General features: G+C 68.6%; 27 protein-coding genes. 10 read left to right on the forward strand and 17 right to left on the reverse strand.

Features of this window, described 5'->3' with window-relative positions:
• The first annotated feature begins 1 nt into the window (after position 1).
• A complete protein-coding gene (locus tag N1027_RS15965; protein WP_259509121.1) occupies positions 2–1087 on the forward strand; it encodes an ABC transporter ATP-binding protein in 1086 nt (361 codons plus the stop codon).
• On the forward strand, positions 1084–1881 hold the full coding sequence (locus N1027_RS15970) for an ABC transporter ATP-binding protein (RefSeq protein WP_308199804.1): 798 nt from the start codon (positions 1084–1086) through the stop codon (positions 1879–1881). Before N1027_RS15965 ends, N1027_RS15970 begins: the two co-directional genes overlap by 4 nt.
• Positions 1882–1953: 72 nt before the next feature.
• Here the strand turns inward: N1027_RS15970 and leuA are convergent, their stop codons facing one another.
• Both leuA and thyX read right to left on the reverse strand, forming a co-directional pair.
• The gene (gene leuA, locus N1027_RS15975) at positions 1954–3720 is read right to left on the reverse strand and encodes a 2-isopropylmalate synthase (protein WP_259509122.1); all 1767 of its coding nucleotides are present in this window, start codon (positions 3718–3720) and stop codon (positions 1954–1956) included.
• Positions 3721–3858: 138 nt separating this feature from the next.
• The gene (gene thyX, locus N1027_RS15980; protein ID WP_259509123.1) at positions 3859–4581 is read right to left on the reverse strand and encodes an FAD-dependent thymidylate synthase; all 723 of its coding nucleotides are present in this window, start codon (positions 4579–4581) and stop codon (positions 3859–3861) included.
• A gap of 255 nt (positions 4582–4836) precedes the next feature.
• Here thyX and N1027_RS15985 point away from each other — a divergent pair, with 255 nt between their 5' ends.
• The 4 genes from N1027_RS15985 to N1027_RS16000 all read left to right on the forward strand — a co-directional run bounded on the left by N1027_RS15985 (position 4837) and on the right by N1027_RS16000 (position 7175).
• Positions 4837–5274 carry a TlpA family protein disulfide reductase gene (locus N1027_RS15985; RefSeq protein WP_259509124.1) on the forward strand — a complete coding sequence of 146 codons (438 nt, stop codon included), beginning with the start codon at positions 4837–4839 and terminating at the stop codon, positions 5272–5274.
• A complete protein-coding gene (locus tag N1027_RS15990; RefSeq protein ID WP_259509125.1) occupies positions 5271–5744 on the forward strand; it encodes a DUF4395 domain-containing protein in 474 nt (157 codons plus the stop codon). The genes N1027_RS15985 and N1027_RS15990 overlap by 4 nt, the downstream gene beginning before the upstream one ends.
• A 65-nt stretch (positions 5745–5809) precedes the next feature.
• Positions 5810–6241 carry an OsmC family peroxiredoxin gene (locus N1027_RS15995; RefSeq protein ID WP_259509126.1) on the forward strand — a complete coding sequence of 144 codons (432 nt, stop codon included), beginning with the start codon at positions 5810–5812 and terminating at the stop codon, positions 6239–6241.
• A 40-nt stretch (positions 6242–6281) separates the two neighbouring features.
• Positions 6282–7175, forward strand: coding sequence for a TIGR01777 family oxidoreductase (locus N1027_RS16000; RefSeq protein ID WP_259509127.1), 894 nt, complete (start codon positions 6282–6284; stop codon positions 7173–7175).
• Positions 7176–7180: 5 nt separating this feature from the next.
• On the opposite strand, the gene N1027_RS16005 is transcribed toward N1027_RS16000, so the two are convergent.
• Both N1027_RS16005 and dapB read right to left on the reverse strand, forming a co-directional pair.
• Complete coding sequence (locus N1027_RS16005) at positions 7181–7624, reverse strand: tetratricopeptide repeat protein (protein WP_372499752.1); 444 nt, start codon at positions 7622–7624, stop codon at positions 7181–7183.
• The gene (dapB, locus tag N1027_RS16010; protein WP_259509128.1) at positions 7621–8493 is read right to left on the reverse strand and encodes a 4-hydroxy-tetrahydrodipicolinate reductase; all 873 of its coding nucleotides are present in this window, start codon (positions 8491–8493) and stop codon (positions 7621–7623) included. The genes N1027_RS16005 and dapB overlap by 4 nt, the downstream gene beginning before the upstream one ends.
• A gap of 338 nt (positions 8494–8831) precedes the next feature.
• Here dapB and N1027_RS16015 point away from each other — a divergent pair, with 338 nt between their 5' ends.
• Entirely contained in the window at positions 8832–9305 is a 474-nt protein-coding gene (locus N1027_RS16015) for a GNAT family N-acetyltransferase (RefSeq protein WP_259509129.1), read from the forward strand.
• 221 nt (positions 9306–9526) lie between these two features.
• Here N1027_RS16015 and N1027_RS16020 read toward each other — a convergent pair whose 3' ends face one another.
• From N1027_RS16020 to N1027_RS16075, 12 genes are all read right to left on the reverse strand, one after another.
• Positions 9527–10129, reverse strand: coding sequence for a histidine phosphatase family protein (locus N1027_RS16020; RefSeq protein ID WP_259509130.1), 603 nt, complete (start codon positions 10127–10129; stop codon positions 9527–9529).
• Positions 10129–11490: a M16 family metallopeptidase gene (locus N1027_RS16025; protein ID WP_259509131.1), complete on the reverse strand. Its 1362-nt coding sequence runs from the start codon at positions 11488–11490 to the stop codon at positions 10129–10131. The genes N1027_RS16020 and N1027_RS16025 overlap by 1 nt, the downstream gene beginning before the upstream one ends.
• 481 nt (positions 11491–11971) lie before the next feature.
• Positions 11972–14263 carry a polyribonucleotide nucleotidyltransferase gene (locus N1027_RS16030; protein WP_259509132.1) on the reverse strand — a complete coding sequence of 764 codons (2292 nt, stop codon included), beginning with the start codon at positions 14261–14263 and terminating at the stop codon, positions 11972–11974.
• Positions 14264–14557: 294 nt separating this feature from the next.
• Positions 14558–15145, reverse strand: coding sequence for a hypothetical protein (locus N1027_RS16035; protein WP_259509133.1), 588 nt, complete (start codon positions 15143–15145; stop codon positions 14558–14560).
• Positions 15146–15363: 218 nt separating this feature from the next.
• A complete protein-coding gene (locus N1027_RS16040) occupies positions 15364–15786 on the reverse strand; it encodes a hypothetical protein (protein WP_259509134.1) in 423 nt (140 codons plus the stop codon).
• A 12-nt stretch (positions 15787–15798) separates the two neighbouring features.
• Entirely contained in the window at positions 15799–16257 is a 459-nt protein-coding gene (locus N1027_RS16045) for a hypothetical protein (protein ID WP_259509135.1), read from the reverse strand.
• A gap of 96 nt (positions 16258–16353) precedes the next feature.
• Complete coding sequence (locus tag N1027_RS16050; protein ID WP_259509136.1) at positions 16354–16917, reverse strand: hypothetical protein; 564 nt, start codon at positions 16915–16917, stop codon at positions 16354–16356.
• An 81-nt stretch (positions 16918–16998) separates the two neighbouring features.
• Positions 16999–18195 (reverse strand): FAD-dependent oxidoreductase, encoded by a 1197-nt coding sequence (locus tag N1027_RS16055; protein WP_259509137.1) that lies wholly within the window; start codon positions 18193–18195, stop codon positions 16999–17001.
• Positions 18188–18922 (reverse strand): class I SAM-dependent methyltransferase, encoded by a 735-nt coding sequence (locus N1027_RS16060; RefSeq protein WP_259509138.1) that lies wholly within the window; start codon positions 18920–18922, stop codon positions 18188–18190. Before N1027_RS16060 ends, N1027_RS16055 begins: the two co-directional genes overlap by 8 nt.
• Positions 18923–18924: 2 nt before the next feature.
• Positions 18925–20220 carry a type III polyketide synthase gene (locus tag N1027_RS16065; RefSeq protein WP_259509139.1) on the reverse strand — a complete coding sequence of 432 codons (1296 nt, stop codon included), beginning with the start codon at positions 20218–20220 and terminating at the stop codon, positions 18925–18927.
• Positions 20221–20298: 78 nt separating this feature from the next.
• On the reverse strand, positions 20299–20943 hold the full coding sequence (locus N1027_RS16070) for an FMN reductase (protein WP_259509140.1): 645 nt from the start codon (positions 20941–20943) through the stop codon (positions 20299–20301).
• Positions 20944–20945: 2 nt separating this feature from the next.
• The gene (locus N1027_RS16075) at positions 20946–22139 is read right to left on the reverse strand and encodes an LLM class flavin-dependent oxidoreductase (protein WP_259509141.1); all 1194 of its coding nucleotides are present in this window, start codon (positions 22137–22139) and stop codon (positions 20946–20948) included.
• 148 nt (positions 22140–22287) lie between these two features.
• Here N1027_RS16075 and N1027_RS16080 point away from each other — a divergent pair, with 148 nt between their 5' ends.
• From N1027_RS16080 to N1027_RS16090, 3 genes are read left to right on the forward strand one after another with little or no spacing between them, the layout of a single operon-like run.
• Complete coding sequence (locus tag N1027_RS16080; protein WP_259509142.1) at positions 22288–22476, forward strand: hypothetical protein; 189 nt, start codon at positions 22288–22290, stop codon at positions 22474–22476.
• 9 nt (positions 22477–22485) lie between these two features.
• Entirely contained in the window at positions 22486–23013 is a 528-nt protein-coding gene (locus N1027_RS16085) for a DUF222 domain-containing protein (RefSeq protein WP_259509143.1), read from the forward strand.
• Positions 23014–23043: 30 nt separating this feature from the next.
• A complete protein-coding gene (locus N1027_RS16090) occupies positions 23044–23967 on the forward strand; it encodes an HNH endonuclease signature motif containing protein (RefSeq protein WP_259509144.1) in 924 nt (307 codons plus the stop codon).
• 150 nt (positions 23968–24117) lie between these two features.
• Here the strand turns inward: N1027_RS16090 and rpsO are convergent, their stop codons facing one another.
• Positions 24118–24387, reverse strand: a complete 270-nt coding sequence (rpsO, locus tag N1027_RS16095) for a 30S ribosomal protein S15 (protein ID WP_022898789.1) — start codon at positions 24385–24387, stop codon at positions 24118–24120.
• Positions 24388–24579 lie beyond the last annotated feature (192 nt).

Raw genomic sequence — 24579 nt, forward strand, 5'->3', positions numbered from 1 at the left:
GATGACCGTCGAGAGCACCGCATCCGTCGACCCGCACATCCTGTGCGTCGACCTGGTGCGCATCTTCAGCACCCGCGGGGTCGAGGTGCAGGCGCTGCAGGGCCTCAACCTGCGCGTGGAACCGGGCGAGATCGTTGCCGTGATCGGAGCCTCGGGCTCGGGCAAGTCGACCCTGCTCTCCATTCTGTCGGGGCTCGACACGCCGACCGCCGGCTCCGCCAGCGTGGCCGGCCACGACCTGCTCAGCATGGGCGGCCGCGAGCGGGTGCAGTTCCAGCGTGGCAGCGTGGGATTCGTGTGGCAGCAGACCTCGAAGAACCTGCTCCCCTACCTCACCGCGGCCGAGAACATCGAGGCGGTCACCGCGATCGCCCGGAGCGGTGCCGCCCGCGACCGCCGCCGGCGCACCGACGAGCTGGTGGAGTTGCTCGAGCTCGGCGACATCCGGAACCGGCGACCGGATCAGCTCTCGGGCGGACAGCAGCAGCGCGTGGCCATCGCGGTCGCCATCGCCAACGAGCCGCGCGTGCTGCTCGCCGACGAGCCGACCGGTGAGCTCGACGAGGCGTCGAGCGTCGACGTTCTCGACGCCCTGCGTTCGGTCAACGAGTCGCGCGGCGTCACCACGCTCATCGTGACGCACGACCCGTCGGTGTCGTCGCACGTTCGGCGTACCGTGCAGATCCGCGACGGCCGCACCTCGACCGAGGTGCTGCGCAGCACCCGCATCGCCGACGACGGGTCGGAGCACGCCGTCGCCGAGGAGTTCGCCGTTCTCGACCGGGTGGGCCGCTTGCAGCTGCCCGAGAACTTCACCACCGAGCTGGGCCTCCGCGATCGGGTGCGCCTGGCGCTCGAGAGCGATCACGTCGGGGTGTACTCGGGTGATTCCGCCGCCCCGCCCCGGGCTCTGAACCGCACCACCCGGCCCCGCTCGACGGTCGAGACCGTGCCAACACCCGCGCCCGCCGTCGAGGCCTCTGCGTCGCCCGGCTACCCCACGGAACCGGCCTCCGTGCCACGCCGGCGCGCGCGCCACGCCGGGCCGTTGGAGCAGCCCGCCACCCCACAGGAGGAGACCCCGTGACCGATCCGACAGCGAACACGGCGCCGCATCCGCCGACTACAGCACGAACGGCGCCGGCCCGCGCGCGCAGCGCAACCGGCTCAGCATCCGGGCCCGCCACCACCCCGCCCGTGCTCAGCGCGCGCGGCCTCACCCGCGTGTTCACCACCCCCGCCGGTGAGGTGCGCGCCTGCGACGACATCTCGTTCGACGTCGCCCCCGGCGAACTGGTGGTGGTGCGCGGCCCCTCAGGGGCGGGCAAGACGACACTGCTCAACCTGGTGGGCACCCTCGACCAACCCACCTCGGGCTCGATCGAGATCGACGGAGTGGCCGTCGCAGGCCTCGACGCCGACAGCGTCGCCCGGTTGCGGCGCGACGCCCTGGGCTTCGTGTTCCAGGGCTTCGGCCTGCTCGACGTGCTCACGGCCGCCGAGAACGTCGAGGTGCCGCTGCGGCTGCGTCGAACGGATGCCGCCGAGCGCGACGCCCGGGTGCGCGAAGCCCTCCGCACGGTCGGTCTCGCGGATCACGCCGATCAGCTGCCCGACGAGCTCTCCGGCGGTCAGCAGCAGCGGGTCGGCATCGCGCGAGCACTCGTCGCGAATCCGCGCCTGCTCCTCGCCGACGAGCCCACCGGTCAGCTGGACAGTCAGAACGCGCAGATCGTGATGGATCTCATCGCCGAGCTGGTGCACCAGCGCGGGGTCGCTGCCGTCGTGGCGACGCACGACCCCGTGTTCGCGGCGCGTGCCGACCGCGTCATCGAGCTCCGCGACGGCCGTCAGCAGCCGCGCAAGAACGACGTGAAGTAGCGCAAAGTCGCCCTTACGAAGCCCGCAAAGGCGACTTTGCGCGACCTGGCGAGCACCCGCGGGTGCTCGAGATCAGACCGCGGCGAGCTCGCGGTCGGCGTCACGCACGCGGATGGCGCGGTTCACGGCCGAGACCACGGCCTTCAGGCTCGCCGTCGAGATGTCCGCGTCGATGCCGACACCCCAGAGGCGCGTGCCGTCGACCTGCAGCTCCACGTAGGCGGCCGCCAGCGCGTCACCGGAAGCGCTCAAGGCATGCTCGACGTAGTCGTACAGTTTGATCTCGATGCCCTGCTCGCTCATCACGTTCAGGAACGCGGCGATCGGGCCGTTGCCCGTTGCGCCCGTCTCGATCACCTCGTCGCCCACCCGCAGCTCGACCTCGAGCGAGACCGACCCGGAGAGGTCGCTCGCCGTGCGGGTGCGCGTGAGCTCGAACCGGCCCCACTTGTCTTCGGCCCGGTCGGCCGGAGCGGGCAGGTACTCGTCGTTGAAGATCGACCAGATCTCGTCGCTCGTGACCTCGCCGCCCTCGGCATCCGTCTTCGTCTGCACGACCCCCGAGAACTCGATCTGGAGCTTCCGCGGCAGGTCGAGCGCGTGGTCGGTCTTCAGCAGGTAGGCGACGCCACCCTTGCCCGACTGCGAGTTCACGCGAATGACCGCCTCGTAGCTGCGCCCCACGTCTTTCGGGTCGATCGGCAGGTAGGGCACTGCCCAGACCAGCTCGTCGACTGTGACGCCCTGGCGGGCGGCATCGGCCTCCATCGCCTCGAAGCCCTTCTTGATGGCGTCTTGGTGCGATCCGCTGAACGCCGTGTAGACGAGGTCACCGGCCCACGGGCTGCGCTCCGGCACCTTCAGCTGGTTGCAGTATTCCGCGGTGCGGCGGATGTCGTCGAGATCGGAGAAGTCGATCTGCGGGTCGATGCCCTGGGTGAAGAGGTTGAGGCCGAGCGCCACCAGGTCGACGTTGCCGGTGCGCTCCCCGTTTCCGAAGAGGCACCCCTCGATGCGGTCGGCGCCGGCCAGGTAGCCCAGCTCGGCTGCCGCGACGGCGGTGCCGCGGTCGTTGTGCGGATGCAGCGACAGGATGATGTTCTCGCGGTGGGCGAGACGGCGGCTCATCCACTCGATCGAGTCGGCGTAGACGTTCGGCGTGGCCATCTCGACGGTGGCGGGCAGGTTGATGATGACCTTGCGCTCGGCCGTGGGCTCGAACACCTCGATCACCTGGTTGCAGATGTCGACCGCGAACGCCAGCTCGGTGCCGGTGTAGCTCTCGGGCGAATACTCGTAGTAGACGGCGGTCTCGGGAATCGTCTTCTCGAACTCGCGGCACAGGCGCGCGCCCTCGAGGGCGATGTCGACGATGCCCTGCTGGTCGGTGCGGAACACGACGTCGCGCTGCAGGATGCTCGTGGAGTTGTAGAGGTGCACGATCGCCTGCTTGGCACCGGCGATCGACTCGTAGGTGCGGCGGATGAGGTGCTCACGCGCCTGGGTCAGCACCTGGATGGTGACGTCATCCGGAATCGCGTTCTCTTCGATCAGCGACCGCACGAAGTCGAAGTCGGTCTGCGACGCGCTCGGAAAGCCGACCTCGATCTCCTTGTAGCCCATGCGCACGAGCAGGTCGAACATGATGCGCTTGCGCTCGGGGCTCATCGGGTCGATGAGCGCCTGGTTGCCGTCGCGCAGGTCGACGGCGCACCAGCGCGGTGCCACCTCGATGCGCTTGGTGGGCCAGGTGCGGTCGGGCAGCTCGACGTCGATCTGCTCGTGATAGGGCCGATACTTGTGGATCGGCATGGCCGAAGCGGCCTGATTGTTCTTCATCGGTGCGTTCCCTCGTGAATTGGTGTGGTGGTCAGCCGACAGCGAACTCCGCGACGAGGGAGGCCTGAGAACTAGGACTCGTCGCGGCAGCTAAGAAGGAGCAGACCGAAAAGCACGGGGTCAGCGTATCACGGAGCCCTACGGGGCCACCCGCCCGTTGGCGTCGAAAGCCGCTGCCGTCAGAGGCATCAACTCGGCCCAAACGGCCTCCATCTTCTCGGCGCACATCTCGATCTCGCGCTGCGGGAAGCTCGGAAAGTGTGTGTCGGCGCGCTTCGTGCGCAGCGACAAGAAGTTCATCAGCGAGCGGGCGTTCATCGTGACGTACATCGACGAGTAGATGTTCAGCGGCAGCACGATGCGCGCGACCTCGCGGGCGATGCCGGCTTCGAGCATCCGTTCGTACGACTCGAAGGCGGCGGTGCAGACGGCACGCACCTCCTCGGTCACGAGCTCGGTCTGCGACGGCGTGCCGGGCAGGAAGTCGTAGGCGCCGGGCTTGCCCACCTGCACGAGGTTGCGCGACGCGCCGGGCACATAGAACACCGGACGCAGCTCCCGGTAGCGGCCCGATTCCTCGTTGTAGCTCGCGATGCGGTGCCGCATGAACTCACGGAACACGAAGATCGGCGCCTGCACGTAGAAGGTCATCGAGTTGTGCTCGAACGGCGAACCGTGCCGGTCGCGCATCAGGTAGTTGATGAGACCCCGGTCGCGCTTCGGGTCGGCCTCCTCCCCGGATTCGGCCGACGAGAGCGTCTGCTCGCCCTGCGTCGACACACGCGCCGCGAACAGCACATCGGAATCGTGGGCACTCGAGCGCACCAGCTCGACGGTCACATCGCTTCGGAACTCGATCACACTTGACCATAGCTGCCGGAGGGCCCGTGCTTCGCGCGGGCTCTCCGGGCGTCGCCGGTCCCTGCCCGGCGCCGCGCGACATGTTCCGGTGAGGTCGCTTCGCGGCCTCGCCGTCACCCTGGGTCGTTGAGTAAGGCCTGTTGCGTTCGAATTTCGTTTCGCTCTTCCTCCCTTTCCTCTGCTCTGCTGTGCTCTGGTCGTAACAATCGTCATGAACGGATGCGACGGGGCGGGGCCGCCTACGCTGCGATCACCATGAATCTTCTCGTCGTCATCGCGTTCCTCATCGGCCTCGTCGCCGTGAGCACCCTCGTGGGCTTCGCATGGAAGTCGCGGCAGGGCGCCGCTCGCGCCGTGGCGGCACAGCCATCCGTGCCACCCGAGCTCTTCGACGCCGCCGCCGGAACCACACCACCCCGATTCGGCGAGCGGGCGACCCTGGTGCAGTTCTCCACCGAGTTCTGCTCGGGCTGCCCCGCCACCCGCCGCGTTCTCGCCGAGATCTCGACCCGCACGAGCGGTGTCTCCTACCTCGACGTCGACGTCACCCACCGGCCCGATCTGGTGCAGCGCTTCAGCATCCTGCAGACCCCGACCACGCTCATCCTCGACCGCGACGGAGTGGTTCGCACCCGCATCGGCGGCGCGGTGCGCCGGGCCGTGGTGGAGACCCGATTGAAGGAGCTCGCATGATCGACCCCCGCGCCCCACGGTTCACGGCCGGCATCACCGCCGTTCTGCTGCTGGTCACGATCGTGCTGAGTTTCGCCTATCCCACCGATACGCAGTTAGCGCCGGTGGCACGCATCCTCTCCCCCGCCTTCCTGCTGCTGGCCGCCCTCAGCCTCCTCTTCCTCTGGGGCGCCACCGCCGGCGTCAAGCGGCACCCCTTCGGCTGGTTGTTCCGCACGCTGGTGCGACCGAGGCTGGCCCCTCCGGCCGAACTCGAAGACCCGAAGCCGCCGACCTTCGCGCAGCTCGTCGGCTTCATCGTGACGCTCGCCGGTCTCGTGCTCGGAGCGCTCGGCGTGCCGTTCGCCATCACCATCTTCGCCTCGCTCGCCTTCGTGGCGGCCTTCCTCAACTCCGTCTTCGGCTACTGCATCGGCTGCCAGCTCTACCTGCTTCTCATCCGGGTGAGGCCGGTTTCGCCCCGCACCTGAGGAAATGGCCTGACGCTTCGGGCGAAAGCGAATAGTCTGGACGCACCGACGGAGAGGTATGTCCCATGACTGTCACCAGCGAGTCCACGACCGTATGGCGCGGAGATCTGCTCACCGGGTCGGGAACGACCACGCTCGACACCTCGAAGGCCGGCACCTTCGCCGTGAACTGGAAGGCGCGTTCCGAAGGAGAGGGGGCCGACAGCGTCACCACACCCGAGGAGTTGCTCGGCGCGGCGCACGCCTCCTGCTTCTCGATGGCGTTCGCGAACGCCCTGGCCCGCTTCGGGTCGAGGCCGGAGTCGTTGCAGACCACGGCCGCCGTCACCTTCGACCCCGCCGAAGGCGTCACCGGAAGCCACCTGCTGGTGAGCGCGGTCGTTCCCGGCATCTCGGAGACCGACTTCCAACGCATCGCCGAGGAGGCGAAGGCCGGCTGCCCGATCTCGCGTGCCCTGGCGGGCATCCCGATCACCCTCGAAGCGAGCCTCGCGTAGTGATCGCACCGGGGATCGTCACGGCGGCGAGGACGAGCTGATGACCGAACCGCGCACCGTGCTCATCGCCGGTGGTTCGGGCTTCATCGGAACCGAGCTCGCCGCCCAGCTCCGCGCCGACGGGCACACCGTGCTGATCCTCGTGCGCCGCCCGGCGCGCACCCCGCTGGAGCGCACCTGGGACCCGGAGGCCCGCTGGATCAAGTCCAGCATCATCGACGGCGCAGATGCCGTGGTGAACCTCTCCGGCGCTTCCATCGCGAGATTGCCGTGGACGCTGTCGTACAAGCGGGAGATCCTGCAGTCGCGCATCCAGGCCACCTCGACGCTCGCCGATGCGATCCTGCGTTCGGAATCGCCGCCCGACGTCTTCATCAGCGGCTCGGCCGTCGGCTTCTACGGAGACCGGCCCGGTGAGTTGCTGACCGAGGCCGCGCCGGCCGGCGATGGCTTCCTCGCCAAAGTCGCGGATGCCTGGGAGCGCGCGGCAGCACCGGCCGCGGCTCGCACACGGGTCGTCGTCGTGCGCACCGGACTGGTGGTGGGAGCGGGCGGTGGCGCCCTGAAGCCCCTGAGACTGATGGCCAAGGCCGGCCTCGCCGGGCCGCTCGGCACGGGCGATCAGGTCTGGCCGTGGATCGGCCTCTACGACGAAGCCGCCGCCATCCGGCACCTGCTGAACTCGTCGCTCGACGGCCCGGTGAACCTCGTAGGCCCGGAGCCCGCCGCCGCGAGTCTGGTGGTGCGCGAACTGGCCGAGCAGCTGCACCGGCCGTACTGGCTCCGCGCGCCGGCCTGGGCGCTGAAGGCGGCTCTGGCTGACGCGGGCAAAGACCTCCTACTGTCCGATCAGGATGTCTCGAGCCAGCGCCTCGCGGCCGACGGCTTCACCTTCCGCGACGACACCCTCGAGAAGGCCCTGGCCGCCGTCTAGAGCAGCTAACGCCCCTTGCGTTCCAGGGCGATCGCCGTGCGCAGAGCCCCGCGCGCACGACGGCGGTCGCCGCTGGCGTCGTAGGCGAGGCCCAGTCGGAACCAGGCGCGCCAGTCGGTCTCGTCGGCCTCGACGGCGTCGCGGTACTGCGGGAACTCCTCGTCGGCGGCCGCGCGGAGTGGCCTCCCGCTCGCTTTCTTCGGCAGGTCGTCGACCGGCAGCTCGCCTTCCCTCTCGAGCTGCTCGACGAGGCGCTGGGTGCGCATCCCGAACATCAGCTCGCGCACGAGCGCCCAAGCGCCGACGATCGGCAGGATGATGAGTGCCACCCCGATCCCGATCGCGATCGGCACCCCCGTCAGCACGAACTGCACGGCGCGCACCCCGACGAGCACGATGTAGACGGCCAGCAGCACCGCCATCAGGAGGGCGGCGAAGCGGTTCTTCACGGATGCACACTCGTGGCGGTGGCCGCCTGTCCGGACACGTTCTCGGGGTCGGGGTCGGTCGGCAACGATGCGGAATCGGTCGACGCGGCATCCGTCGCCCCGGCGCCGGCGACGGGATGGCCGCCCTGGGCCGACCCGGAATCGAGGCCGAGCAACTGGTCGAGCCCCAGGATCACGCCGCGTGCAGTGGCCGCCGCTGCGAGAGCCAGCGTGATTCCGGCCGCGTAGGCGCTCGGCGAGATGGTCTCATGGGTGATCGTGAGCACTTCGCCGGTGCCGCCGAACACGACGTCCTGCTTGGCCACGATCCCGTTCAGGCGCAGGCTGTGGATGGGGATGCTCGCCACCTGCTGCCCGCGCGCCCGCTGGTCGGTGTGAGGAGCGGCGACCGGTCCGATGGCGGCCCGCGCCGCACCCATCAGTTCGGCGGTGCGCACGGCGGTGCCCGAGGGCGAATCGACCTTCGTGGAAGCATGCGTCTCGACGATCTCGATCGAGTCGAAGTACCGCGCCGCCATCGCGGCGAACGACGTGGCGAGAACGGAGCCGAGCGAGAAGTTCGGAATCACCACGATGCCCGACGTGGGCTCGTCGCCGAGGCTGCGACGGAGGCCCGCGATGCGGTCGGCCGACCATCCGGACGTGCCGATCAGAAGGTTCTTGCCGTTCGCCACCGCGAACTCGACGACCCTCTGGGTGACACCAGGCACCGTGACGTCCACCACGAGCTCGGCCACCAACATGTCGTCGAGGGAGCTCCGCGAATCCAGCGAGGCGACGAGTTCGAACTCGGGCGACTCCTCCACGAGACCCGAGATCAGTCGGCCCATCTTCCCTGTCGCACCGACGACGGCAACCTTCGTAGTCATTGTTCCAGCTTATTGCGCGCCGCCGCCGCTGCGGCGCGCCTTGCGAAGTGGTCGTGGGAGCCCACGCACCGGGCGCTCTCACCGCAGAACGCGCCGTCACGCCGCCGCGTTCCGCCGACCCCATTTCGTTGACCGCGCTTCGTTGACCCCATTTCGTTGACCGCGCTTCGTTGACCGCGTTTCGCCGACCGCGTTACCCCGACCCCACTTCGCCGACCGCGTTACCCCGACCCCACTTCGCCGACCGCGTTCCGCCGGCCCCGTTCCGCCCGGGCCCGTTTCGCCGGGCCCGCTTCGTCGTGCCCGCTCGGTCGGCCGGCGGCTCGTAGGCTGGGGGCATGCGCATCCGAACCGGCGACGTCACCGGCGGCCCCGAACGAGCTCTTCTCGACGACTACTTCGCGTTCCGTGCCGGGGCGTTTCCGCAGTCCGGCGGGCCGTACACCGTGTCGTACCCGTCTCCCGTGGACTTCGACGGCGTGAACGGCGTCTTCCTCGTGGTCGAAGACGACGAGGGAACCCCGGTGGGCTGCGGCGGCATCCGGATGCTCGCCGACGCGGATGCGGGCGTCGTGCGCTTCGAGGTCAAGCACGTCTGGCTCTCTCCCGCCATGCGGGGGCGCGGTTGGGCCGGGCTGCTCATGGCAGACCTGGAGCACCGGGCGCGCACCTTCGGCGCCACCGAACTCGTGCTCGACACCCACGACACGCTCGACGGGGCGGCCCGCCTCTACGCACGCCTCGGCTACGAGCAGATCCCGCCCTACAACGACAACCCCAACGCGACCCGCTGGTACCGCAAGCTCCTTTAGAACTTGAACCGGGAATGTGGGTACCGCTTCGCCCCTTCCCGCGCTCGCCCGGCCTTCGGCTGGTCGGGCGCTCATTGCTCGCGCCGCCGCTGCTGCGGCGCGAGGCGACATGTTCGCGAGCGGTCGCTGACGCGGCCGCGCGCTCACCTTGGGTCATCGAGCGCGGCCCGCAGCCTGCGCTCTCGTTCCCAAGTCAGAGGGCGGTGGGATGTGGCGGCAAGCTAATACGGCTGCGGGTCGTTCACACCGGTACGCAACTCCACCGGCAAGTGGCCCAGGTCGTTGTAGGCCACGAGCTCAGGCAGGCGGCCGGCCTTGAATCGGATGATCGTGAGACCCGCGTGCGCCTGGTTCAGCCCGGCCCAGCGCCACTCCGGCGCATCCATCGCCTCCCGCACGAACCAGGCGATCACGAAGTTGTGCGTGATCAGCAGGTCGTGGGTGGTGGCGCGTGACGGGGTCAGGAATTCGGCCACCGCATCCGACATCTGGGCGCGTCCGGCCTCCACCTCGTCTTCGGTGACGGAGTTGAAGAAGGGCTCGAAGTTGTGGGGCATCTGCGGCGAGTATCCGGTCGGCACACAGTCGAAGAGCAGGGCGCTCGGCTTGGGGTCGAGGGCCGGCAGGTGCTCGCTCATGATGAGCGCGGTCTGCTCGGCGCGCTGCAGGGGCGAATGCCAGACGTTGTCGAAGGGCACACCGCCGAGCCGATCCGCGATCAGCCGTGCCTGGCGTTGGCCGCGCGGGGAGAGGGGTCCGTCGTCGACGCCGTGCTCGGCGTCGAGCTGCTCCCCGTGACGCACGAGGTAGAGGGTGTGGGCCATCAGATGTTCACCACTTGGCGAAAGGCGTCGTCATCGACCGGGCCGACCGCGGCGATGCTCACCGGATGCGCAGCCAGCTCCTGCGCGAGTTCCTGCACGTCGTCGCGCGTCACGGCCATCAGGCGGCGCACACTCTCGTCGAGGTCGACGAACTCGCCCAGGGTGAGTTCGGAGCGGCCGAGCCGCGACATGCGCGTGTCGGAGTCTTCGAGTGCGAGGGCGGCAGAGCCCGAGAGCTGGCCGTGGGCGCGATCGAGTTCGTCGGCCGAGATGCCGTCGGCAGCGAGGCGGCGCAGCTCGCTCAGCATGAGTTCGCTGACCGTGCCCGAGCGCTCGGGGGTGCAGCCGGCGTACATCGTGAACACGCCCGCATCCGAGTAGCTGGCCGCGTAGGAGTAGACGGAATAGGCGAGGCCGCGCTTCTCACGCACCTCCTGGAACAGTCGCGACGACATTCCGCCGCCGAACGCGGAGTTCAGCACGGCCATCGTGGTGCGACGGTCGTCGGTGGCGACGAGTCCGGGCATGCCCACCATCACACTCGCCTGTTCGGTGGGTTTGGCGACCACGCTGACCGGGCGAGGGCGACCGAGCACGGCCGGCTCGACGGATCGGCGGGGGCGCGGGGCAGCGATGATCGAGAGGTCCCAACCCGACGCATCCAGAGCCGCCGTCACGGCCGCCACGATGGCATCGTGATCGACGGCACCGGCTGCCGAGACCACGAGGTCGTTGGGCCGGTAGGAGGCGGTGTAATGCTCCCACACGGCGTCGCGAGTGACGGCGCGGATGGTCTCCGGCGTTCCGCCGACCGGGCGGCCCAACGGATGCTCGCCGAGCACGGCTTCGAACAGACGCTCCCCCACGAGATCCGACGGGTCGTCTTCGGCCATGGCGAGCTCTTCGAGGATGACGCCGCGCTCGGTTTCGAACTCACCGTGCTCGAGGAGCGAGGAGGTCAGCATGTCGGCGATGACCGTGACGGCCATCGGCAGGTCGGCGTCGCGAACCTTCGCGTAGTAGCAGGTGTACTCCTTGGCCGTGACGGCGTTGTGCTCACCGCCGACCGAGTCGAACGAGATCGCGATGTCGAGTGCGGTGCGACTCGGCGTGCCCTTGAAGAGCAGGTGCTCGAGGAAGTGCGTCGACCCGAATCGCGACGGCACACCGGCAACGGCGCCCAGCTCGTCGCGCGAGCCGGCGGCCACCCAGTAGCCGATGGTGGCGCTGCGACTGCCCGGGATGTGCTCGGTGAGGATGCGCACCCCGCTCGGCAGGATCGTTCGCCGCACCAGCCCTTCGGCGACGGTGCCGATCGAGAGTTCCGGAAGGTCAAGGGGTAGTGGCACGGCGTTGTTCATCAGGGGCAAGCCTACCTTCCCTCGCTCCGGGAACGTGGGTACCGCTTCGCCGCTTTACCGCGGGCGTCGAGTAGGGCCCGTTGCGTGCCGCGCCGCATTCGAGTGTGCGAAACGACGGAGTTTCGCGCCCCAGACCGGAAACGACGGAGCCTCAGCCCGCAGTTCCGCGCCCCCTCCGTCGTTTCGCTCTCGTTTCCCAAGTCGTGGGGAACGAGACCGCAGGCCGCGGGCCGCGCTCGACGCCCCAGGGTGAGCGCGAGGCCGCGAAGCGACCTCACGCGAACATGTCGCCTCGCGCCGCAGCAGCGGCGGCGCGAGCAATAAGGGCCCGCCCAGCCGAAGGCCGGGCGAGCCCGAGGGGCGGCGGGTCGGCACCCGCGAATCTGGCGGCCCTCCGGCAGGCGGCACCCCCGCTCACCCCCACAAACGACGGATGCCCGCCCCGACGAATCGGGACGGGCATCCGGTGCTGCAGTGAGACCTAGCCTTCGGCCGGGTCGGTCGGGCCCTCGCTGTGCGCGGCGGAACCCTCGGTGTCTGCAAGCTCGGCGAGCACCGGAGCGAGCGACAGCTTTCCGCGGTCGTCGATCTTCGTGATCTCCACGAGGATCTTCTGGCCGACGCCGAGCACGTCTTCGACGTTCTCGACACGCTTGCCACCGGAGAGCTTGCGCACCTCGGAGATGTGCAGCAGGCCGTCCTTGCCCGGGAGCAGCGAGATGAACGCACCGAAGGTCGCGAGCTTGACGACGGTTCCGAGGAACTGCTCGCCGATCTCGGGGTTCTGCGGGTTCGCGATGGCGTTGACCTGCTGGCGGGCAGCCTCGGCCGAGGGGCCGTCGACGGCGCCGATGTACACGGTGCCGTCTTCCTCGATCGAGATGTCGGCGCCGGTCTCGTCCTGGATCGCGTTGATCGTCTTGCCCTTCGGGCCGATCAGCTCGCCGATCTTGTCGACCGGGATCTGAACCGAGATCACGCGGGGCGCGGTCGGGGCCATCTCGTCGGGCGCGTCGATCGCGGCGTTGATCACGTTGAGGATCGCGTCGCGAGCGGCCTTGGCCTGCTTGAGGGCACCATCCAGAACCGAGGTCGGGATGCCGTCGAGCTTGGTGTCGAGCTGGATCGCGGTGATGAACTCAGACGTGCCGGCGACCTTGAAGTCCATGTCACCGAGGGCGTCTTCGGCGCCGAGGATGTCGGTGAGAGCCGCGTAACGCGTCTCGCCGTCGACCTCGTCCGACACCAGACCCATAGCGATACCGGCGACCGGGGCGCGCAGCGGCACACCGGCGTTCAGCAACGACAGGGTCGAGGCGCAGACGGAACCCATCGAGGTGGAGCCGTTGGACCCGAGGGCCTCCGACACCTGACGGATCGCGTAGGGGAACTCCTCGCGGCTCGGCAGCACCGGCACGAGCGCGCGCTCGGCCAGGAAGCCGTGCCCGATCTCGCGACGCTTCGGCGAACCCACGCGGCCGGTCTCACCGGTCGAGTAGGGCGGGAAGTTGTAGTGGTGCAGGTAGCGCTTCTTCGTGATCGGGCTCAGGGAGTCGATCTGCTGCTCCATCTTGAGCATGTTCAGCGTGGTGACACCCAGGATCTGGGTCTCGCCGCGCTGGAAGATCGCCGAGCCGTGCACGCGCGGGATGACCGCGACCTCGGCGTCGAGCGGCCGGATGTCGGCCAGTCCACGGCCGTCGATGCGCACGCCCTCTTTCAGGATGCGACCACGCACGACCACCTTGGTGACCGACTTGTAGGCGGCGGAGACCATGGGCGGCACGTCGCCACCCAGCTCACCGGCGTCGACCTTGACCTGAACGGCGGCCTTGACGCGCTCCTTGAGGGCGTCGTCGGCGTTCTGGCGCTCGATCTTGTCGGCGATCTGGTAGATGTCGACGAGCTCGGCGTAGGCCAGCTCGGCGACCGCGTCGTAAGCAGCCTGCGAGTAGGGCAGGAACACGGGGTACTCCTGCACCGCCTTGTTCGCCTGCTGAGCCATCGAAGCCTGAGCCTCGACGAGCTGCTTGATGAAGGGCTTGGCGGCCTCGAGGCCCTCGGCCACGATGGCCTCGTTCGGCTTGGTGGCGCCGCCCTTGATCAGGTTCCAGCTGTTCTCGGTGGCTTCGGCCTCGACCATCATGATCGCGACATCCTGGTTGCCGTTCTTGTCGGTCACGACACGGCCGGCCACGACGAGGTCGAACACGGCCTCTTCGAGCTGCGAGTACTTCGGGAACGCGATCCACTGGTCGGGCTCTGAGCCGTAACCCGGCATGAGCGCGAGGCGCACACCACCGATCGGACCCGAGAACGGGATGCCCGAGATCTGCGACGACGCGGAAGCGGCGTTGATCGCGAGCGAGTCGTAGAACTCGTCGGGAGCGATGCTCAGAACGGTGATGACGACCTGGACCTCGTTGCGGAGGCCGTTGACGAACGACGGACGCAGCGGGCGGTCGATCAGACGGCAGACCAGGATGGCCTCGGTCGAGGGGCGACCCTCGCGGCGGAAGAACGAACCGGGGATCTTGCCGGCGGCGTAGGAACGCTCTTCGACGTCGATCGTCAGCGGGAAGAAGTCGAAGTTGTCTTTCGGGTGCTTGCTCACGCTCGTGGCGGAGAGCAGCATGGTCTCTTCGTCGAGGTAAGCGGCAACGGCGCCCTGGGCCTGCTGCGCGAGGCGGCCGGTCTCGAAGCGAACCGTGCGGGTGCCGTACTTGCCGTTGTCGAGAACGGCTTCGGCGAATTTGATCTCAGGACCTTCCAAGAGGTCTGTCTCCTTTGTTTAGCGTCGCAACCCCGTGTGGGTCGCGACTCCTCGCGTGGGAGCAGGCGTGACGGCAGCGAAAACGAGCCGTTACGTGTGTCGATGGGCGACGCTGTGAATGAACACATGCTGGCCACCAGTAGAAGACCTCCGCGACGCGTCTGCATGATGCAGAACGCGATTCGGAAAACCACCACCGAGGACCAGCTTCCTGCCAGCCTGCTCTCAACCTCTTTATCCTAACAGGCGGGGGGCGGAGAACCGAGGAACGCTCGCCGTGGGTCCAGCGGGCACTCAGGCCGGGATTTCGCCGAGGCCGAAGTCGACGGTGAACGGGCGCGCCGACCCGTGGATCGTGACCGGCACGACGACGGCAGCCCGGCGTGCCGCCAGGCGCCGGAGAGCGGCGCCCAGCTCGAGATCGACCTCAGGCGGTACGAACCCGGCGCGGTAGATCTGGCCGTCTCCCCCGATCAGGTCGACGGCCACGCGCAGCTCGCGGCCGAGCCAGCGACTCGCATCCGGCGTCAGCACCGCTGTCACGGGGCCTGAGGTCTTCGCCTGCGCGGCGTCGATCGCGTTCTGCCGGCGATCGGAATCGACCACCCGCAGCGTCTTCGTCGGGTCGACCTCGAGGAGTTCGACGCCCTCGAGGCTCTTCCGGGTGTTCTCACTGTCTCGGCCGTTGGGGAGGAACAGCGGCAGCACGAGCAGCACGGCGATGCCGACGGCCCCGACGAGCAGCACGATCGCAAAGATCGGACCCAGCACCGGCCAGTCGGCCCGGGTCACGAAGTTGGCGGCGATCGCCAGAACGAGAACCATCGCGAAGAGGAAGGCCTCCCACCGCCAGAACGGCTTCCATCTGCGTGTGTAGTTCATAGGGGTATTCTGCCGTGTCGGTACCGCTTCGCCGGTTCCCGCGATGCGCGGCCGGCGGTCGCGCGTCGCTTATTGCTCGCGCCGCCGCTGCTGCGGCGCGAGGCGACATGTTCGGCTTCGGTCGCTCGCGCGGCCGAGGCCTCACCCTGGGTCGTCGAGCGCGGCCCGCGGCCTGCGATCGCGAACCGCACCTTCTGCAAGTGACCTGCCGCTTCGGCTCAGCCCAGCATCAGCGCGTCGCGGTCGGTGGGGCTCACGCGGAACGGGTACATCGCCCCGGGCTGCCAATTCGGCAGCGCCGCCTGCGCGATCACGGTCTTGTAGACGGTGCGGTAGGGCTCCGCGCCCGGCAGCGTGACGTCGAGGTCGACCGCGAAGATCACGTCGCCGCCGATGCGTCCGCCGGTGTCATGCAACGCGACGACCGTGCCCGAGCCCTGGATCATCGACGCGTACATGCTCAGGTTCGTGAACGGATTCGCCGTCGCGGCGCCGTGCGTGCCAAGTGGTGCGTTCGGGTCCTTCCCGGCGAACTGCTCGGCGAGATCCGCCGACTGCCGCAGGTTCTCGGCATAATCGGTCTGCGCCGTCTGCTTGGCTCCCGCCTTCACGAGACGCCACACGTCGTTGAAGACACCCATTGGTGCGTCGGTTCAGCTCGTGAGGGCGATGGCCTGCGGGTTCGCCGGGTCGACGGCCACGGTGTGCGTGGTGCCCTCGGCGTAGTTCGCGAGGAACTGCGGCGGCACCATCTCGCGTTTGGAGACCGTGTACGGAGTCTGGCCGGGAAGCGTCACCTCGATCTCCAGCTGGTACCAGGGGTTGCCCGAGGTGCGCTCCCCCGTGTCGACCGAACTGCGGATGACGGATGCCCCGGGTGCGCCGACCGCGATGATGCGGTTGAGCTCCTGGCCGTAGGCGTTCAGTACGTCGTGGTCGGCCGACATCTGCGCGCCGACCGATCCGGCGTTCGCCATCGTGACCGGGGCGCCGTCGGTGTATCCCGCGTCGCGCATGGCCTGGTCGGCCATCTGCTGCGCTGCGGCCGCCTGGGCCGCCATGTCTCCCCCACCGAACGCGTTCTTCGCTTTGCCGAACAGACCCATGACCATCCCTTGTCTCGCCTTGTCGCTCAGTGTGCCAGAGCCGGAACCTCCGAACAAGGCACACCTCGACACCTGTCGCACTCGGCGATCCTCAGAACCGATTCAAGGAATCCTGACGGTGGACTGCCGCGGAACGGCCGAGGAGTCGTCCGACCAGGTGACCAGTATTCGTTTCGCAGCGAGTGTCGACCGGGGGGATGTCCGGACGACGAAGGCCGCACCCGGAATCAGGGTGGGGTGCTCCGCATCGGAGACCAGAAGTCCCGCGTGCTCGGGCGGGTCGGTGCTGAGGGTGACGTCACGCGCCTCGATCGATCCGACGTTCCGGAGACGGAAGGAGTTGGGTTGGTCGCGTTCTTCGACGATCCACTCCACGCCGGACTCCAGCACCAGCGCGTCAAGATCGTCATCGAGCGCTTCCGCGAGGAGGGTGCCGGCCTTGGCGCCCGATCGTTGAGCCGCGATCAGTTCGACGGCGGTCGCAATGCGCTCGGTGGCTTCGGCGCTCTTCACCAGGGCCGCTGAGGCATCCGCTTGAGCATCCGCGGCCGCGGCCTCGGCCGCATTCGCGCGTCGACGGGCGAACACCGAAACGACGAAACCGATCGCACCGCCCGCCAGACCGATGCTCGAAAGGATCAGGCTGGCAAACTCGAACGGAGTCATGGCCGAAGCCTAGCGAGGTGTTTCACGCGCCAGAAGCCCGATTGGGCCAGTAGTCCGGTTCACTCAGGTAGTCCGATTCACTCAGAGGGAGTGCATCGTGAAGGCACGCGCCAGGCGGTCGTGCAGCGCAGGAGTCGACGCCGCCCGCACCACCAGGCGGCGGGCCGCGAATCCGAGCCGTGTGGTCGGCCGGCCCATGACCATGTTGAACTCCGCCGTGCGCGATGCCCGGGCCGCCGAACCGAGGCGACCCCGTTCGAACTCGCGCACCAGGGCCGATGCCCGGGCGCCCGCGTTCCGCTCGGCGGCCAGCAGGTCGGGAACGATGCCGGCCAGCGCCTCCGCGTCGAGCCAGCCGAGGTTCATGCCTTGCCCGCCGATCGGGCTCACCTCGTGCGCGGCGTCGCCGATCAGCAGCATCCTGCCGTCGCCCATCCGCGGCACCGTGCGCCGGCGCACCCCGAACACGCTCGTCATGGTCGATGTGCGGGCGTCGGTACGCACCCCCGTGCGCTCGAAGATCAGCCGAGAGAGTTCGGCCGCCACGACCGGGTCGTTGGTCTCCCCGGAATCCGGCGCGGCCGCGTTCGCCAGCGCTCCCCCGTTCGGCAGATGCGTCACCCAGCGCCGCCGCCCCCCGGGCAGCGGGAACGATTCCACGATCCCCTTCGGGTGCAGGTGCAGCACTGCCACCGGGCCCTCGGCGGTCTCGTCGAGCACGTCTCCCATGACGTAGCGGTAGGGATACGGATACACGGTGTCGCGGATGCGGGCCGCCGACCGAACCGCACTGAGCGGGCCGTCCGCACCCACCACGAGACGCGCTTCGACGCGCAGATCATCGCCGCGTGCCGTGTGACCGAGCACCCCGACACCCCGTGCCCGGCGCTCGAAGCGCTCGACCTGCACGCCGCCACGCAGCGCATCCGGTGCCCGCGTCGCCAACTGCGACCTCAGGATGCGCTCGGTCGCCACCTGCGGCAACGACACGACGAACGGAAACGGCTCCGGCACCCCGCTGAAGTCGAGCTCGGCCACCATCTCGCCGTCGATCCGCACGATGCCGCGATCGATGCGCACCCCCGCCGCCAGAACCGGCTCGAGCACACCGAGTCGGTCGAGCGCCGCCAGGGAAGGCGGGTGGATGCCGATGGCGCGGGAATGCAGGCGCGGGCCACCGCGCCGCTCCAGCACCACCACGTCGATGCCGCGCTCGGCGAGTGCGGCGGCCAGGAAGAGCCCGGCCGGGCCCGCGCCCACCACGGCCACGTCATGCATCCGGTTCTGGTCCTCCGCTCCGGGCGGCGCTGCTCGCCGCATAACTCAGCAGGTTGCGAAACGGGAACAGCGCCTCGACGGTCCAGCCACGACGCGCCGCCACGCGGAGTTCGGCCGTCGTGTAGCTGCGACGGATGGACGTGAGTCCGTCGACGCGGATGTACGAGCGACGGAAGAACGGCAGCGTGCCGGCCGAGAAGGCACCGTAGGCGACGGCGCTGCGACGGATGTCGCCGTGCAACGCCAGCCCACGGCAGAGCAGCTCGCTGTCGATCTGCAGGTCGGCGAGCTGCTCGGAGCTCAGGTGGTGCAGCACGTGGTTCGAGATCACGAAGTCGAAGCGCTGCGCGGCATCCACCAGTTCGCTGCTCTCGGCGAGCAGGAACCGCACGCCGTCGGGGTTCGGGGTACGCCGGGCGAACTCGAGGGCGCGGGCATCCGGGTCGATCCCGGTCACCTGCAGCTGCAAGCCGTCGGCCGCCGCCCAGCGGGCGAGGGCGCGGGCGATGTCGCCGCCGCCGCAGCCGATGTCGAGCAGGGTCGACGGCAGCATCGGCGATAGCAGGGGGCGGATGCGGTCACGGTAGATGCCGTGCCAGCCCGAGACGAGCGAGTTCACGATGCGGAACTGATCGTAGGTGCGGGCGAGGAGCACCGGATCGCAGTCCGGATCGTCCATCAACTCGTGCGCGTCGATGGCGCGCCGCCGGAGAGTCGATCGGGCCACGACTACGCCTCCGACACCTCGGCCAGCACCCTCGCCGGAGTCGTCGCGGGAGAAGGGGTCGGTGCAGGAGAAGGAGCCGGTGCGAGAACCGGAACCGATGCCGTTGCAGGCACCTCGACCAGCGCGTCTGCCGCCACCGCTGCCGTCGCGTCGGCCGGCACCGCGCGCACCGTCATCAGTCCGGTTTCGACGGTGAGTCCGGGCCCGAAGGCCATGGCGCACACACGATCGCCGTCGCTCGGCGGGGTCTCCGATTCGAGGATGGCCTTCAAGACGAACAGGATCGTGGCGCTCGACATGTTGCCGTAGTCGTGGAGCACCGCGCGCGACTGCGCCATCTGCGCCTCGGAGAGGCCGAGCTTCGACTCCACCTTGTCGAGGATGCTGCGCCCGCCGGGGTGCACCGCCCAGTGGGCGATCGACTCGTGCGGAGCGGAGACCAGCTCAGGTTGACGCGCGAGCAACGGCTCGAGCGCACCCGCAATGTGCTCGTCGATGATCTTCGGCACATAGGAACTGAGGATCATCTCGAATCCCTCGTCGCCGATCTTCCAGGCCATGTCCTGCTCCCCCACCGGGGTGAGCACGCTCTCGAAGAAGTCGAGGTCGAGCACGAATCCGTCCTCCGCACCGGCGGGCATCGGCTTCGCCGTGATGACCGCCGCGGCGGCGCCGTCGGCGAACACCGAGGAGGCCACGATCTGGTCGGGCTCGTTCGAGGAGCGCACGTGCAGGGTGCAGAGTTCCGCGCTGACGACCAGCACGACGGCATCCGGATCGGCCTCGCAGAACGACTTCGCCATCCGGAGCGCGGGGAAGGCGGCGTAGCAGCCCATGAAGCCGACGTGGTAGCGCAGGGTGCTCGGCGCGAGGCCGAGCTCGCGCACCAGCACGTAGTCGGGTCCGGGCGCGAAGAACCCGGTGCACGACACGGTGACGACGTGGGTGACGTCGGCCGCTGTGAGCCCCGGCACGGCGTCGAGTGCCTTGCGGGCGGCTTCGGTGTAGAGCAGGGAGGCGCGCTCGATGTAGAGCTCGTTGCGCACCCGGGTCGAGGGCGCCAGCAGGGCCCCGGATGCGAGGTCGAAGAACTGCGGATCGTCGAACTGCCGATCGAGCGTCAGCTCGTCGATCACGGAGTACCGCGTCTCGATGGCCGATCCGTCGAAGGAGGCCGTCACGAGTCGTTGACCCAAGCGGGTGAGCCCCTCTTGGCTGGCGAACACGTCACGCACTTCGTGCTGGGTCAACACGGTTGCCGGAATCGCGGTCTGGATGGTGCGAACAGTCACTGCCATAGGCCCATGTAAGCACGATCATGTGCTTGCATGGGCCCAACTCAGCAATGTCGGATGCGTCGCGCCGCTGCTCCGCCGCTACTGCGCTCCGTAGCCGCCGACCGGGCTGAACGAGGCGTCGAGCGCGAAGGGGTCCACGACGCGGCTCGAGCGCTCGGAACGCTGCACCGAGTCGGCGAGTTCGCTCGCGGCGCGGTGGATGCGATCGGGCAGCGAGGCGACGCCATCGGCCCCTGAACCCCAGTCTTCCGACGAAGCGTAGACGCTCGTCGGCATGACGGGTGCGCGCAGGTAGCTGAACAGTGGTCGAACGGCGTGCTCGAGCGCCAGGGAGTGGCGCGGAGTGCCGCCGGTGGCCGCGATCAGTGTCGGCAGACCGGTGAGAGCAGTGTTGTCGATCACGTCGAAGAACGACTTGAACAGGCCGCTGTAGCTGGCGGTGAAGATCGGGGTGACCGCGATCAGCCCGTCGGCTCCGGCGACCGCGTCCAGCGCGCTCTGCAGCTTGGCGCTCGGGAACCCGGTGACCAGGTTGTTCGTGATGTCCTGGGCGATGTCGCGGAGCTCGATCGTGCGGAGCTCCACGTCGACGCCGCGGTCGCGGAGATCGGCGACCGTCGCATCCGCGAGCCGGTCGGTCAGCAGTCGGGTCGACGACGGCTGGCTGAGGCCCGAGGAGATGGCGACGAGCTGCTTGGGGGCGGTGTTCGTGGTGTCGGTCATGATCAGGCTCCCTTGATGCCGAAGGCTGCGCCGGTGTGGGCGGAGGAGCCCCCGGCACGCGTGGCTTCGTCGGCGACGGCGGACCGGCCGTCGACGTCGGCGACCTGACGGGCGGCCTCGCGGGCACGCATCCGCTCGATCTCGGAGGCGTGCGTCGGGCCGTCGGGCACGTGGGCGGGGCGCTTGGCGTCGAGCTCCTTGCGGAGCGTGGGCACCACGAGCTCGCCGAGCATGTCGAGCTGCTCGAGCACGGTCTTGAGGGGCAGGCCGGCGTGATCCATCAGGAACAACTGGCGCTGGTAGTCGCCGAACGTCTCACGGAAGGTGAGGGTGCGGTCGATCACCTGCTGCGGGCTGCCGACGGTGAGCGGGGTCTGCTCGGTGAAGTCTTCGAGGCTCGGGCCGTGTCCGTAGACGGGCGCGTTGTCGAAGTAGGGGCGGAACTGCTTGATCGCGTCCTGCGAGTTCTTGGCCATGAAGACCTGGCCGCCGAGGCCCACGTAGGCCTGGTCGGCCTTGCCGTGGCCGTAGTGCTCGAAGCGCTGACGGTAGTAGTTCACCAGGCGCTGGAAGTGCTCCTTGGGCCAGAAGATGTGGTTGGCGAAGAATCCGTCGCCGTAGTAGGCCGCCTGCTCGGCGATCTCGGGGCTGCGGATGCTGCCGTGCCAGACGAACGGCGAGACGTCGTCGAGCGGGCGCGGGGTGCTGGTGTAGCCCTGCAGCGGAGTGCGGAACTGGCCCTCCCAGTCGACCACCTCTTCGTCCCAGAGGCGGCGGAGGAGCGCGTAGTTCTCGATGGCGAGCGGGATGCCCTGACGGATGTCCTTGCCGAACCACGGATACACGGGGCCGGTGTTGCCGCGGCCCATCATGAGGTCGACGCGGCCGTCGGCGATGTGCTGGAGCATCGCGAAGTCTTCGGCGATCTTCAGCGGGTCGTTGGTGGTGATGAGGGTCGTGGCGGTGCTGAGGATGAGCTTCTCGGTCTTGGCCGCGACGTAGCCGAGCATCGTGGTGGGGCTCGACGGCACGAACGGCGGGTTGTGATGCTCGCCCGTGGCGAAGACGTCGAGTCCGACCTCTTCGGCCTTCTGCGCGATCGTCAGGATCGCCTTGATGCGCTCGCCCTCGGTGGGGGTGGTGTTGTTGGTGGGGTCGGTGGTGACGTCTCCGACGGTGAAGATTCCGAACTGCATGTCGACCTCGCTGCTGTCTCTCTGCTGCTGTCTCAAGTTCAATGCGTTTGCATGAATATTACTCTCAACAGCCGGGCGTCGAAACTATTCCCTCCCCAGATTGCGGCGTCGAGCCGTCTGCGCCGCATCGCTCGACTTGACTGCTTCCATGAGCGAGCAAGGGGAATCTTTCGGTCGGGCAGCCACGCGGCGATACCAACTTCGTCTCCTCGTCGACGAGGTCGCCGCGATCGATGGGTTGCTCGAACTGCTGGAGATTCGCCGAGCCCGCGTGCACCTGGAGGTCCGCCTGCTCCTCGATACCCCACTCCATCCAGTGTCGGTGGCTGGTGATTGAATTATTCTCATGAACGAGAGCGGGATGCGCATCGACGTCATCCTCGACGAATTGGTCGCCGAGGAAGCGATTCGGGCTGCGTCGTCGGCGCGCACCGCCGTGCTGCTGGCCGAGGCGACGACGCTTCGGCTGGCGGAATCGCGGTCGGATCAGCACGGACTGGCGATGCGCTCGCTCGCCGCAGAGATCTCGTGCGCGACCCGTCTTCCGGAGGGGACGGTGATCCGATTCCTCAACGAGGCGGAGATCCTCGTCAACACCCTTCCCGCCACGCTCGAGGCGCTGACTGCCGGCGCGATCAGCTACCGACACGCCCAGGTCATGGCTTCCGCTGCCGGCTCGCTGCCGCGGGAGGCTCGCGGTGCCTTCGAGCGCGAACTTCTGCCGGTCGCTGCGTCTGCGACAGCCGCACGGTTCGAGCGCACGGCGCGGCACGAACGCGAACGCCTGCACCCGGAGACGATCGAGACCCGAACGGCCACCGCGGTCGCCGAGCGTAGCGTCGAACTCACTCCGGATGCGGATGGCATGGCGTAGCTCACGTGCCACCTCCCCGCGGTCGCCGCGGTGGCGATCGACACCCGCCTCACCCGGATCGCGCGCGCCGCCCACACGAGTGCAGAACCGCGGACGCACACGCAGCTCCGTGCCGACGCGCTCACGACCCTGCTGCTCGGCGATGGCGTGCGGTCCAGGCATGCCGAGGCATCATCTCGCGGAGACCAGGCGCGGAATGGCCGCTCGCTCGACGACTCCCCCCTCGGATCAGCATCCGCCGCAGGCAGGCTCGCCGACGCGCTGCCGGCCGACCACGCACCCTCAAGCCCTGTGGCCGCTGACGTCGCCGTCGACGCCGACGACTCGGCCGGCCTCGAACCGGGCGACTATTCGCTTGCCGCGACGCCACCGGTTGCGAGTCAGGATGAGCGATTCGAGATCGATGACGCATTCCTCGGGATCGTGCCGACCGTCGTGGTGACCGTGCCGGCGCTATCGTTGCTCGGGCACGACGCCGGTGCGGCTGAGCTGCACGGGTTCGGGCCGATCGACATCCGCACCGCCCGGAGGCTCGCCGCGCGGGCGCCGAGCTTCGTGCGCATCCTCACCCACCCCGACACCGGGGAGACGATCTCCGTGGGGCGCACACGATACCGGCCGCCGCCCGACCTGCGGCTCGCGCTACTGCTCGACGACGAGAGCTGCCGGTTCCCGAACTGCAACCGGCGGGCCGAATCCTGCGAGCTCGACCACACCGCCGACTGGGCCCACGGGGGTGAGACGGGGCGCGCCAACCTGCACCACCTGTGCCCCAAGCACCACCACCTGAAACACGACTCGACAGGGTGGAGCGTCGCCGCGCGACCAGGCCGCACTCTCGAGTGGAGGTCGCCCACCGGGCGGCACTACGTAACTGCGCCGCGAGACCGAGCGAGCAAGCCAGCACGCCCGACCTTCGTGCCTGCGGGCGATCCTCAGGGGGTGGTCGCCTGATAGCGCGAACGACGAAGGCCGCCACCCCGCAGGGTGACGGCCTTCTGAAGTAGATCGTGTCAGCGGCGAAGAGCTGCCGGTGTCATCGATGCCACGGTGTCGCCTGGAGGGCGAACAGTCAATACTGTGCCCAGAGGGCGGACCATTGGCTCAGCGGCGCAGGCCGAGTCGCTCGATGAGCGAACGGTAGCGGTCGATGTCGATGTCCTGCAGGTAACCCAGCAGGCGGCGACGCTGGCCCACGAGCAGCAACAGACCACGACGTGAGTGGTGGTCGTGCTTGTGCTCCTTGAGGTGCTCGGTGAGATCCTTGATCCGCTTGGTCAGGATCGCAACCTGAACTTCGGGGGATCCGGTGTCACCGGGGTGGGTTGCGTACTCTTCGATGATCGCCTTCTTGACGTCTGCTTCGAGTGCCATAGATGGGATCCCCTTTCTCTCGTTGCGCGGTGCCAATCAGCCGGATGCTGTGGCTCTCTTTATCCGCGGCCGTCTTCACGGCAACCTGTAGAGACTACCAGAAACACACCCGTAACATTCAGGCCGCCGAATCGACTCCGGAACGGGAACACTCCATAGTGGGAAGTCGTTAGTAGTTCGCGGAACGGAAAT

It is taken from the genome of Herbiconiux aconitum, assembly GCF_024979235.1.
Lineage (GTDB): Bacteria > Actinomycetota > Actinomycetes > Actinomycetales > Microbacteriaceae > Herbiconiux > Herbiconiux aconitum.